This is a genomic window from Reyranella sp. (assembly GCF_965228225.1).
In the GTDB taxonomy this organism is placed as follows: domain Bacteria; phylum Pseudomonadota; class Alphaproteobacteria; order Reyranellales; family Reyranellaceae; genus Reyranella.
Genome location: NZ_OZ245801.1, coordinates 5395054 through 5407394 on the forward strand (window position 1 = coordinate 5395054; position 12341 = coordinate 5407394).

9 protein-coding genes are annotated in these 12341 nt (G+C 65.8%); 3 read left to right on the forward strand and 6 right to left on the reverse strand.

Annotation, left to right across the window (positions count from 1 at the left end):
* The first annotated feature begins 87 nt into the window (after positions 1–87).
* Both ACO07K_RS26145 and mdoH read left to right on the forward strand, forming a co-directional pair.
* A complete protein-coding gene (locus ACO07K_RS26145; RefSeq protein WP_422033127.1) occupies positions 88–1578 on the forward strand; it encodes a glucan biosynthesis protein in 1491 nt (496 codons plus the stop codon).
* 26 nt (positions 1579–1604) lie between these two features.
* Positions 1605–3413: a glucans biosynthesis glucosyltransferase MdoH gene (gene mdoH, locus ACO07K_RS26150; RefSeq protein WP_422033128.1), complete on the forward strand. Its 1809-nt coding sequence runs from the start codon at positions 1605–1607 to the stop codon at positions 3411–3413.
* Here the strand turns inward: mdoH and ACO07K_RS26155 are convergent.
* Positions 3406–4074 (reverse strand): glutathione S-transferase family protein, encoded by a 669-nt coding sequence (locus ACO07K_RS26155; protein WP_422033129.1) that lies wholly within the window; start codon positions 4072–4074, stop codon positions 3406–3408. The two genes, mdoH and ACO07K_RS26155, sit on opposite strands and share 8 nt — an antisense overlap.
* A 68-nt stretch (positions 4075–4142) precedes the next feature.
* Here ACO07K_RS26155 and ACO07K_RS26160 point away from each other — a divergent pair, with 68 nt between their 5' ends.
* Positions 4143–5528, forward strand: coding sequence for a leucyl aminopeptidase family protein (locus ACO07K_RS26160; RefSeq protein ID WP_422033131.1), 1386 nt, complete (start codon positions 4143–4145; stop codon positions 5526–5528).
* A 108-nt stretch (positions 5529–5636) separates the two neighbouring features.
* Here the strand turns inward: ACO07K_RS26160 and ACO07K_RS26165 are convergent, their stop codons facing one another.
* Genes ACO07K_RS26165 through ACO07K_RS26185 form a run of 5 tightly spaced genes read right to left on the reverse strand, consistent with a single transcriptional unit; the run spans position 5637 to position 12271 of the window.
* Positions 5637–6572: a 2-hydroxyacid dehydrogenase gene (locus tag ACO07K_RS26165; RefSeq protein ID WP_422033133.1), complete on the reverse strand. Its 936-nt coding sequence runs from the start codon at positions 6570–6572 to the stop codon at positions 5637–5639.
* Between the two features lie 58 nt (positions 6573–6630).
* Complete coding sequence (locus tag ACO07K_RS26170; protein WP_422033135.1) at positions 6631–8265, reverse strand: ABC transporter ATP-binding protein; 1635 nt, start codon at positions 8263–8265, stop codon at positions 6631–6633.
* Positions 8262–9281, reverse strand: a complete 1020-nt coding sequence (locus ACO07K_RS26175; RefSeq protein WP_422033137.1) for an ABC transporter permease — start codon at positions 9279–9281, stop codon at positions 8262–8264. Before ACO07K_RS26175 ends, ACO07K_RS26170 begins: the two co-directional genes overlap by 4 nt.
* Positions 9281–10378, reverse strand: a complete 1098-nt coding sequence (locus tag ACO07K_RS26180; protein WP_422033139.1) for a microcin C ABC transporter permease YejB — start codon at positions 10376–10378, stop codon at positions 9281–9283. Before ACO07K_RS26180 ends, ACO07K_RS26175 begins: the two co-directional genes overlap by 1 nt.
* 15 nt (positions 10379–10393) lie before the next feature.
* Entirely contained in the window at positions 10394–12271 is a 1878-nt protein-coding gene (locus tag ACO07K_RS26185; RefSeq protein ID WP_422033141.1) for an extracellular solute-binding protein, read from the reverse strand.
* Between the last annotated feature and the right edge of the window lie 70 nt (positions 12272–12341).

Consider the following 12341-nt stretch of genomic DNA (forward strand, 5'->3'; position numbering starts at 1 on the left):
AGGGGCCTTGTGTTCTTCATGAGCCCCGGCAACCGGGCTGATCCATGCTGCGTTGCGGCACGGATTTGGTCGGTATGAGGGAATGCCGTGATTCGATTGGTCGCTCTGCTCGTCGTATTCGTTGTCGGCAGTTCTTCAACCGCTCGTGCAGAGGGCTTCTTCGACAAGTTGATCGAGCGCGCGCGGCTGTCGGCGGGCCAAGCCTATGCGAAGGAGGCGCCCATCCCGGACACGGCGAAGCTCGGCTACGATACATATCGCGGCATCCGCTTCAGACCCGACTCGATCCTGTGGCGTGAGGGCGGGGGTCGTTTCCGGGTGGAGTTCTTTCCGACCGGCTTCCTCTATCAGACGCCCGTGAAACTATACGTCATCACCCGGAGCGGGACGCCGGATACTGCGGGGCGAGCGACGGCCCTCTCGGCTTCGCCTGAGATGTTCGACTTCGGCACGGCGACGCCGCCTGCTCAGGTCGGCTTCGCCGGCTTCAAGGTCACCTATCCGCTGAACGGACAGAAGCACGACGAGATCATCTCCTTCCTGGGTGCCAGTTACTTCCGTCCCATCGGCAAGAGCCAGGCCTATGGCGCGTCGTCGCGCGGGCTGGCGATCGACACGGCCCAGCCGCGGTCGGAGGAATTTCCCGAGTTTCGCGAGTTCTGGCTGGTCGAACCGGCGCCCGGAGACAAGACGCTGACGGTCTATGCCTTGCTCGAATCGCCGGGCGCCAGCGGCGCCTATGCCTTCACCGTTACGCCGGGTGTGCGCACCACGGTGGATGTCGATGCCCGTCTCTTCATGCGCCACGGCGTGTCGATGCTGGGCATAGCGCCGCTCACCAGCATGTTCCTGTCGGGCAAGTCCGGTCCCTGGCGCGACGACTTCCGACCGGAGGTCCACGATTCCGACGGGCTTGCGATGGTAACGGGTGAGGGCGAGCGAATCTGGCGCCCGCTCACCAATCCCGGGTCGTTGCAGGTCTCGTCGTTCGTCGACAACAATCCGCGTGGCTTCGGCCTGCAGCAGCGCGAGCGGCGCTTCGATCGTTACCAGGACAGCGTCGCGAAGTATCAGACTCGTCCCAGCCTGTGGGTCGAGCCGAAGGGTGACTGGGGCGAAGGCGAGGTCCGCCTCGTCGAGATCCCGACGCCGTCGGAATATCACGACAACATCGTGGCCTTCTGGGTGTCGCGCTGGCCGGTCGCCAAGGGCCAGGCGCTGGAATACCGCTATCGCCTCTCGGCGCTCAACGACGAAGCGGCCCTCGCGTCCGATGCGCGCGTGGTGGCGACGCGCCAGGCAACGATCGAGGGCAACGCCAAGGGGCGCCGGCTCGTGGTCGAGTTCGAGGGCGACACTTTGACCAAGCTCGCCGAGGAACGGCTTGTCGCGTCCAACGTAGAGGTCAGCGGCGGAAAGCTGCTGCGCACCGAGATCGACCAGCCGCCCGGTTCTGCCAATCGACGTCTGTTCATCGATGTCGAACTGGAAGGGCGGAGGCCGATCGATATCCGCGCATACCTGACCGTAGGGGGAGACCGGTTGAGCGAGACGTTCGCCGGCCAGGTCCGCCCTTGATCCACGTTCGAGCAGAGAGCGCGCCCATGGACAACGTCGACAACTCGCTCTGGAATCTCGACCGCCACGCCGGCAAGGCGGGCTGGCGGAGATTATTCCTGCTTGTTTTCGTGGCCGTCACGACGGCAGCGGGGCTTCAGTTGCTGGCGATGGCGTTGGGCCCACAGGTTCCCTATGGCCTGGCCATCGCGCTGCTTGCGGTCTTCACCCTCAGCTTCGGCTGGATCGCGCTCTCCTTCTGGACCGCCATCGTCGGCTTCATTCTCAAGAGCTTCGGCCTGCATCCCCTCTCCCTGCGCCGACGAGGGCCGGGTGATGGTGCCTCGGACGGAACCGTCCCGGCACTGCGCGGACGGACGGCCATTCTGGTGCCCGTCTACAACGAGGCACCCGATGAGGTCTTCGCCCGCCTGGAGACCACCTGGCACTCGCTCGAGACGACCGGCCAGTCGAAGGCGTTCGAGTTGTTCGTCCTGAGCGACACGACGAACGATGCGATCGCGGCCGAAGAAGAAGCCGGTGTCGAGGCGCTGCGCGAGCGACTGGGACTCGGTGAACGCCTGCACTGGCGCCGACGTCACAGGAATATCGGACGCAAGGCGGGCAACATCGCCGACTGGCTCGACACGCACGGCGAGCGGTTCGACCATATGATCGTGTTCGACGCCGACAGCGTGATGTCGGGCGACACGATGGTGAGGCTGGCCGCGCTGATGGAGGCGAGCCCGCGCACCGGCATCATCCAGACCCATGCCGTGGCCATGGGGCGCGAAACCCTGTTCGCGCGCATCCTTCAGTTCTCGTCCCGGGTCTACGGCAGCATGGTCGCGACCGGCCATTCCTTCTGGAACATGGGCGAGGCCAACTATTATGGCCACAATGCGATCATCCGCGTCGCGGCCTTTTCCGAGCATTGCCGGCTGCCGGTGCTCAAGGGCCGCGCGCCGTTCGGCGGCGAGATTCTCAGCCACGACTTCGTCGAGGCCGCCTTCATCCGCCGTGCCGGCTTCCATGTGTGGAACCTGCCCAATCTGGGCGGCAGCTTCGAGGAGCTGCCCACCAACGTCGTCGATTATGCCGTCCGCGACCGGCGCTGGATGCAGGGCAACCTGCAGCATGCGCGGCTGGTCTTCATGCGCGGCCTGCACTGGATGAGCCGCCTGCACCTCGTGATGGGCATCATGGGCTATCTCGCCTCGCCGCTCTGGCTGGGCTCGCTTCTGCTCAGCGCCGCAATCGTGCTCGAGCACGAGATCGTCGGACCGGTCTACTTCGGTAACGCCCCATCGCTGTTTCCCAACTGGCCGCAATACAATACCGGCCACGTGCACGCGCTCCTTCTCGTGACCACCCTGCTGCTGTTCCTGCCCAAGCTGCTGGCGCTGGTCCTGTCCCTGCGCGCGCCCGCACCCGCTTACGGCGGACGCCTGGCGCTGACGGCCAGCGTGGTGCTGGAGACGCTGTTCTCCGCGCTGCTGGCTCCGGTCATGATGCTCTTCCACTCGCTGTTCATGCTGGGCATCCTGGCCGGGCGTGCGGTGGGCTGGCCGCCGCAGGCGCGCGGCGAGCGCGGCATGCCTTGGGCTCTGGCGCTAGGCCGGCATGGCGGCCAGGTCGCGTTGGGCGCCGCGGCCGTGGTCGTCATGGGATACTGGGCGCCCGCATTCCTCTATTGGCTTCTGCCCGTGGTCGCGGGGCTGGTCCTCGCGCCTCTGCTCGCGGTTTATTCAAGCCGCCGCGACCTCGGCATCGCCGCCCGCCGTTGGCGCATGTTCATGACGCCGGAGGAAAAGCTGGACGAACGGGTTTCGCAGTCTCCCGCGTCGACTACTTGAACTCGTACTTGTCGATCAGCCACGGCTCGTGTTCGGCGGCATCGACCCATTCCTTCACCGCGGGATGTCCGAGCACGGCGGTGCAATAGGCGTCGGCGTCGCTGTCGAGCGTGACGCTGTAGGTCTTGAAGCGGGTCACGACAGGCGCGAACATCGCATCCGCGGCGCCGAAGGTGCCGAACAGGAAGCCATCGTCCTTCTGGAACGCGCCGGCAAACCGCTTGCGGCAGTCGCGCCACAGGAAAGTGAGGCGCTCGATGTCTGCGCGCACGCCTGGCGTCATGCCCTTGCCGGGAAGGGACGCACGGATATTCATCGGCATGTTGTCGCGCAGGTCGGTGAAGCTCGAGTGCATTTCGGCTGAGATCGAGCGGGCATGGGCGCGCGCGGCGGCCGAAGGCGGCCACAGGCCGGCCTCGGGCTTGAGGTCGTTCAGATATTCGGCGATGGCGAGCGAATCCCAGACGGCCAGGCCGCGATGCAGCAGCACCGGCACGCGCCCGGAGGGTGAGTGCTTGCGGATTGCCGCCTGCGTCTCGGGCCTGTCGAGCGGCACGACGATTTCGTCGAACTCGATGCCGGCGATCCTGGCCATCAGCCAGCCGCGCATCGACCACGACGAGTAGTTCTTGTTGCCGATCACGACGGTGAATTCGGCCATATACGCCCTCCTTGCCAGCCATGGAGTTTGGCCGGCAATGTTAACCATTCTCTATGATGATTGTGAGCATGGCCATGTCGCTGCCGTTCGTCGACCGTTCTTCTTCCTCCTTGCCCGTGCAGTTTGTGGGTCATTCGAAGTGGGGTGCCTGGTTGAAGGCGCAGTCCGCGGTGCGGCGGGCCTGGGTCGAATCGCTCGGTATCCCGGGATTGCCCGGAGATATCGCGGTGTTGCCGGGCGACGACGGCAAAGCCTCCGGTGCAGTGTTTGTGATTCCGAATGCGCCGACGCTTTGGGATTTCGGCGCCCTGAGTTCGAAGCTCCCAGTGGGGACGTGGCGCCTCGACGGCGAGACCGGGCCGGTCTCGATGACCGACGTGGTCGTGGCGATCGGACTGGGCGCCTGGACCTTCGATCGCTATCGCGCGACCAAGGCCAAGCCCGGCCCGCGCTTCGTGTGGCCGGCCGATGCCGACAGGAAGCGCGCGACGGCGACCGTCGAGGCGATCTCGATGGCGCGGAACCTCATCACCACGCCGTCCTCCGACATGGGCCCCGCCGAACTGGCCGCGGCTGCGCAGGATCTCGCCAAGACGCACAAGGCCAGGATCAAGGTCATCGCAGGCGACGACCTGCTGAAGCAGAACTATCCGACGATCCATGCGGTCGGCCGGGCATCGGCCCGCGCACCGCGGCTGATCGATCTCACCTGGGGCAAGGCGAGTCATCCCAAGGTGACGCTGGTCGGCAAGGGCGTGTGCTTCGACACCGGTGGCCTCGACCTCAAGCCGGCGGCCGGAATGCTGATGATGAAGAAGGACATGGGTGGCGCGGCGACCGTGCTCGCGGTGGCGTCGATGATCATGGCGACGGGCCTGCCGGTGCGGCTGCGCGTGCTCGTGCCGGCGGTCGAGAACTCGGTGTCGGGTAATGCGTTCCGGCCGATGGACGTGATCACGACCCGCAAGGGCATCACCGTCGAGATCGGCAATACCGATGCCGAAGGCCGCCTGATCCTGTGCGATGCGCTGCACGAGGGGGCATCGGAGAAGCCCGCGATGATGGTCGATTGCGCGACCCTCACCGGCGCGGCGCGCGTGGCGCTGGGGCCCGACCTGCCGGCACTGTTCTGCAACGACGACAAGCTCGCCAATTCCCTGATCGCCGCAGGCGAGGCAGTGACCGATCCGATGTGGCGCATGCCACTCTTCCCGGCCTATCGCCGCATGCTCGACAGCAAGGTGGCCGACATCAACAACGTCTCGGCCGGCGCCTTCGGCGGCGCGATCACGGCCGCGCTGTATCTGAAGGAATTCGTGCCCGACGACGTGCCGTGGGCGCATTTCGACATGATGGCCTGGAACAACACCAGCCGGCCGGGCCGGCCCGAAGGCGGCGAAGCCCAGGTCGCCCGCGCAATCTATCGCACGATCGCCGACAGGTTCGGGAAGTAACAGAAACCCACATGATGTCATCCTGAGCGAAGCGAAGGATCTAGCGTTCGCTCAGGAGTACTCCGGTCGTTCCGTCAGGTCCTTCGCTTCGCTCAGGACGACATGGAGTTAGTATCCGGTAACCGGGTCGACCGTGTTGATCAGCGGTTGTCCGGCCCGCATCCGCTTGATGTTCTCGATCACGCCGGGCGAGGCGGTGCGCGGGTTGGTGGCGCCGGCGATGTGCGGCGTCACCTTGACCTGGGGGTGCGTCCAGTAGGGATGGCTCTCGGGCAGCGGCTCGGTGTTGAACACGTCGAGCGCGGCCCCGGAGAGATGGCCCGAATCGATGGCGGCCAGCAGGTCGTCATCGACCACATGTCCGCCGCGGCCCATGTTGATCAGGTAGGCGCCCTTCGGCAGCGCCGCGAACAGCTTGGCGTCGAGCAGGCCCTTGGTGTCGCGCGTGAGCGGCAGCACGTTCACCAGGATGTCGGTGCGGGCGAGGAAGGCCGCCAGCCCGTCCGGGCCGTGGAACGTCTCGACGCCGGGCAGGCTCTTCTGCGTACGGCTCCAGCCGGCCGTCGGGAAGCCGAGCGCCGCGAACTTACTTGCCGTGTCCTGGCCGATGGTGCCGAGACCGCTGATGCCGATACGGCGATCGATGGTGTCGACGAAGTCCTCGGGCTTCCAGCGCTTCGCCCGCTGGCTCTCTGCATATTTGTCGACGTCGCGATGGTGACGCAGCGCCCAGTAGATCGCGTACTCGCTCATCTGGCCGACCAGACCGTCGTCCATGATGCGCGTGATCGGCACGCCGGCGGGCAACTGGTCGTCGGCCAGCAGGTGGTCGACACCCATGCCCAACGACACGATCAGCTTCACGTTGGGGAAGGAGGCGATCAGGCCGCGATCGGGCTTCCAGGCGAGGACGACGTCGATCTCGTCCTTGTTGCCGAGATTGTCCCGGGTGCGGAAATCGAGGGGACCAAGGCCCGCTTCGAGGACCTTCTTCCAGAGGATGCCGTCGGTATCGCGGCTGATATAGGCAATAGCGCCGGTCATTCGGTCTTTTACTGGGACGGACTCGCCGGGTCGAGCCCCGTTCGCTCTTTCCTGCCGATTAGGAAGCGACAACCCGGCTGTCGGCGCCGATCGCTTCGAGATTGAAGGCCGCGGCGATGAGCGCCTGCGTGTAAGGGGTCTGCGGCGCCTCGAAGATCTGCCTCGCCGGTCCGCGCTCGACCACCTTGCCATGACGCAGGACGACGACTTCGTCGGCCAGCGCCCGCACGACCTTGAGGTCGTGGCTGATGAAAAGATAGGCAAGCTTGTGGCGCTGCTGGAGGTCGCGCAGCAGATCGACGATCTGTGCCTGGACACTCATGTCGAGCGCCGAGGTCGGCTCGTCGAGCACGATCAGCCGCGGCTTCAGGACCAGGGCGCGCGCGATCGAGATGCGCTGGCGCTGGCCGCCGGAGAATTCGTGCGGATAACGTTCGCGGCTCGACGGATCGAGGCCGACCTCGCGCAGCACCTGGTCGATCAGGGTGCTGCGCTCCTCCTTCGTGCCGATGCCATGGACTTCCAGCCCCTCGCCCACGATCTCGCCCACCGACATGCGCGGGCTGAGCGAGCTGAACGGATCCTGGAAGACGATCTGCATCTCGCGGCGCATCGGCCGCAGCTCGCGCTGGCCGAGCCCCTGCAGGTCGCGGCCGTCGAACCGGATGCCGCCCTCGCTGCGTTCGAGGCGCAGCAGGGCGAGACCCAGCGTCGTCTTGCCCGAGCCCGATTCGCCGACCAGGCCGATCGTGTGGCCCTCGCGCAAGGCGAGGCTGACGCCGTCGACCGCCTTCACGTGACCGACCGTGCGGCGCATCACGCCGCGCCGGATTGGGAAATGCACCTTGAGATCGTCGAGTCGCAGGATCTCGGGCGCGGCGGGATCGGCCGCCGCCGGACGGCCCTTGGGCTCGGCCGAGAGGAGATGCTGGGTGTAGCTGTGCTGCGGCCGGTCGAAGACCTCGTCCACCGGGCCCTGCTCGACGATCTGGCCCTTGGTCATCACGCACACCCGGTCGGCCATCTTGCGCACGATGCCGAGGTCGTGGGTGATGAACAGCAGCGCCATGCCGTAGCGCGCCTGCAGCGATTTCAGCAGCTTCAGGATCTGCGCCTGGATGGTGACGTCGAGTGCCGTCGTCGGCTCGTCGGCGATCAGCAGGTCGGGCTCGTTGGCGAGCGCCATGGCGATCATCACCCTCTGGCGCTGGCCGCCCGAGAGCTGGTGGGGGTAGGCGTCGAGGCGGTTGGCCGCATCCGGAATGCCGACCTGGTCGAGTAGTTCGAGCGTGCGCTTGCGCGCCGCCTCGCGCGACAGGCCCTTGTGCAGGATCAGCACCTCGTTGACCTGCCGCTCGATCGTATGCAGCGGGTTGAGCGAGGTCATCGGCTCCTGGAAGATCATCGAGATGCGGTTGCCGCGCACCGCCAGCAGCTCGCGCGTCGAGGCGCCGACCAGCTCCTTGCCCTGGAAGCGGATGCTGCCCGTGGGATGGCTGGCCGCCGGATAGGCGAGCAGCTGCAGTACCGACAGCGCCGTCACCGACTTGCCGGAGCCCGATTCGCCCACCAGCGCGACGGTCTCGCCGCGCCTGATGTCGAAGCTGACGCCGCGCACCGCGCGCACCGCCTTGTCGCCGGTGCCGAAGTTGACGGAGAGGTCCTTGACCTCGAGCAGGAGGGGCTCGCTCATGCCAGCACCTTGCGTGGATTGAAGGCGTCGCGCACCGCTTCGCCGATGAACACCAGCAGCGACAGCATGAGGGCGATCACGAAGAAGCCGGTGAAGGCGAGCCAGGGGGCGGTGAGGTTGTTCTTGCCCTGCAGCAGCAGTTCGCCGAGCGAGGGCGAGCCCACCGGCAGGCCGAAGCCCAGGAAGTCGAGCGAGGTCAGCGTCGTGACCGAACCCGCCAGGATGAAGGGCAGGAAGGTCAGGCTCGCGGTCATCGCATTGGGGAGGATGTGCCGGAACATGATGCGCGCATCCATCATACCCAGCGCCCGGGCCGCCCGGACATAGTCGAAATTGCGACCGCGCAGGAATTCAGCGCGCACCAGCCCGACCAGCGCCATCCAGCTGAACAGCAGCATGATCCCCAGCAGGACCCAGAAGCCCGGCTGGATGAAGCTCGCCAGGATGATCAGCAGATAGAGGGTCGGCATGCTCGACCAGATTTCGAGGAAGCGCTGCATCAGGAGGTCGACCACGCCGCCGAAATAGCCCTGCACCGCGCCGGCGGCGATGCCGATCACCGTGCTGGCCAGGGTGAGGACCAGGCCGAACAGGACGGAGATGCGGAACCCGTAGATGAGGCGGGCCATCACGTCGCGGCCGCTGTCGTCGGTGCCCAGCCAATGCTGCCGCGAGGGCGGCTGCAGGGTCGTCCGGCCCTCGCCCTTCAGCACCGTATCGTAGCTGTAGGGAATCGGCGGCCACAGGATCCAGCCCTTCGCCTCGATCAGCTTCTGCACCTCCGGGTCGGAATAGACGGTGTTGGTCGGGAAATCGCCCCCGAAGGTCGTCTCGGGATAGTCCCTCACCATGGGCGAGTAGAAGGCGCCGTCGTAGCGGATGAGGATCGGCTTGTTGTTGGCCAGGAACTCGGCGAACAGCGAGACGAAGAACAGCAGCCCGAAGACCGCGAGCGAGATCATGCCGCGCTTGCTGGCGCGGAACGCCGCGAGCCGGCGCCGGTTCATCGGGTTCATCAGGAACGTCCCTCGAAATCGATCCGGGGGTCGACCACGGTGTACATGATGTCGCCCAGGATCCCCATGACGAGGCCGATCAGGCCGAAGAAGTAGAGCGTGCCGAACATGATCGGATAGTCGCGGTTGAGCGCCGCCTCGAAACCCAGCAGGCCGATCCCGTCGAGCGAGAAGATCACCTCGATCAGCAGCGAGCCGGTGAACAGCACGCCGATGAAGGCGGCAGGAAAGCCCGCGATCACGATCAGCATGGCGTTGCGGAAGACGTGACCGTAGAGCACGCGGCGCTCGACCAGGCCCTTGGCGCGGGCGGTCAGCACATATTGCTTGTGGATCTCCTCGAGGAAGGAATTCTTCGTGAGGAAGGTCAGCGTCGCGAAGCCGCCGATCACCATGGCGCCGATCGGCAGGGCCATGTGCCAGAAATAGTCGAGCACCTTGTCGATCGGCCCGAGCGAACTCCAGTCGTCGGAGACGAGGCCGCGCAGGGGGAACCACTTGAAATAGCCGCCGCCGGCGAACAGCACGACGAGCAGGAGCGCGAACAGGAATCCCGGGATGGCGTTCAGCACGATCAGGACGGTCGAGGTCGAGACGTCGAAGCGCGAGCCGTCGCGGACGGCCTTGGCGATGCCGAGCGGAATCGACACGAAGTAGATCAGCAGCGTCGTCCAGAGGCCGAGCGAGATCGACACCGGCATCTTCTCGATGATGAGATCGACGACCCGCTTGTTGCGGAAGAAGCTCTCGCCGAAATCGAAGACGAGGTAGTTCTTCATCATCAGCACGAAGCGCTCGCCCATCGGCTTGTCGAAGCCGTACATCTTCTCGATGCGCTCGATCAGGTCGCGCGGCAGGCCGCGCGCGCCGCGATAGGTGCCGCTGCCCGAGTCCTGGCCGCCCTTGCGCAGCGTCTCGCCGCCGCTCGAGCTGCCCGAGAAGCGCTCGGTCGCATCGACGGCCGTGCCCTGGATCTGGGACAGCATCTGCTCGACCGGGCCGCCGGGAGCGGCCTGGATGATGAAGAAGTTGACCACCATGATGCCGAACAGGGTCGGCACCACCAGCATCAGGCGTCGCAGGATGTAGGCGATCATGGAGTGGCCGGACGCCTACTTCCTGTCACGCTGCAGCGCGCGGTCCTTGGCCTCGTCGATCCACCAGGTATCGAAGGCAACCGGGGCGTATTTTGCGCTCTTGGCCGGCCGGCCGAACCGGTTCCAGTAGGCGACGTAGGCGGTGTTGCTGTGCCAGTTGGGCACGACGAAGCTGCTCCACAGCAGCACGCGGTCGAGCGCGCGCGTGACGTTGATCAGGCTTTCGCGGTCGGGTGCGCCGATCAGGGTCTCGATCAGCGAATCGATCGCGGCATCCTTTATGCCGATCGTATTGCGGCTGCCCTTGCTGTCGGCGGCGGTCGAGCCCCAGAAGTCGCGTTGCTCGTTGCCCGGGGACAGCGACTGGCCGAAGCTGTCGACCATCATGTCGAAGTCGAACTCGTCCTCGCGGCGCTTGAACTGCGCGGTGTCGACCGTTCGCACGGTCATGTCGATGCCGATGCGCTCGAGGTTCTGCTTGTAGGGAAGGACAACGCGCTCGAAGCTGGCGTCGCCCAGGAGCATCTCGAAGGCGAGCTTCCGGCCCGTCTTCGTCTCCGTCATCTTGCCGTCCTTGATCTCCCAGCCGGCTTGCTTGAGGAGGGCCAGCGCCTTGCGCGCGAGGTCGCGGACATTGCCGGTCCCGTCGGTCTCCGGCAGCACGAACTCCTTGGTGAAGACCTCTTCCGGGATCTTGCCGCGCAGCGGTTCGAGGTACTTCAGCTCGGCAGCGGTCGGCAGGCCCGACGAGGCGAGCTCCGAGTTCCCGAAGAACGAGATGTTCCGCTTGTACATGCCGTAGAACAGGTTCTTGTTCGCCCAGGCGAAGTCGAACATCGTGGAAATCGCCTCGCGCACGCGCCTGTCCTTGAAATAGTCGCGGCGCGTGTTGAAAGCGAAGCACTGCATGCCGGTCGGCAGTTCGTGCGGGATCTCGGCCCGCTGGATGCGGCCGTCGCGCACCGCGGGGATGTCATAGGCCGTCGCCCAGTTGCGCGCGATGTTCTCCTGGCGCATGTCGAGGTCGCCGCCCTTGAAGGCCTCGAACTGGACGGTGACGTCGCGATAATACTCGTAGCGGATCACATCGAAGTTGTTGCGGCCGCGATTCATCCAGAGATCCTTCGCCCACCAGTCGTCGACGCGGCGATAGGCGATGGAGCGGCCGACATCGAAGGACTCGACCTTGTAGGGGCCGCTGCCGAGCGCGGGCTCGAGCGACACCTTCTCGAAGTCGCGGCTGGCCCACCATTTGGACGGCAGGATCGGGAGCTGGCCGATGATCAGCGGCAGCTCCTTGTTGGTGTTGTCGCGGAAGGTGAACTTCACCTTGCGATCACCGACCTTCTCGGCCTTCAGCACGTCGTTGTAATAGAAGGCGTAGTTCGGCAGGCCCTTCGACTTCAGGATGTCGAGCGAGAAGATCACGTCCTCGACCGTGATCGGGCTGCCGTCGTGCCAGCGCGCCTGCGGCCGGAGCGTGAAGGCCGCCCACGACCGGTCCTCGGGCCATTCGATCGTCTCGGCGATCAGCCCATATTCGGTCGAGGCCTCGTCCCGCGAATTCCAGCACAGCGTATCCCAGAGCTGGCTGATGCCGGCGGCTGGAACGCTCTTCACGATGAAGGGGTGCAGCGAATCGAAGGTGCCGCGGGCGCCCAACCGGACGCTGCCGCCTTTCGGCGCATCCGGGTTCACATAGTCGGGCGGGCCGGCGTCGGCCCTGTACTTGGGCTCGCCGTGCATGGCGAAACCGTGACTGACATGGATCGCGTCCGCCGCAGCCTTGGCGCCCGCAGCGGGAGCCGCCGGGCTCTGGGCCCGCAGAATCGCCGGCGCGCCGACCCAAAGGGCCGCGCCGCCTGCCAATATGCTGCGCCGTTTGATCGCCATGCGGTGCGCTCCCCAGCCTGTCCGGTGTCGTTTCATATATAGCGCGAGGGAGTTGGGCCGCACTATGGCC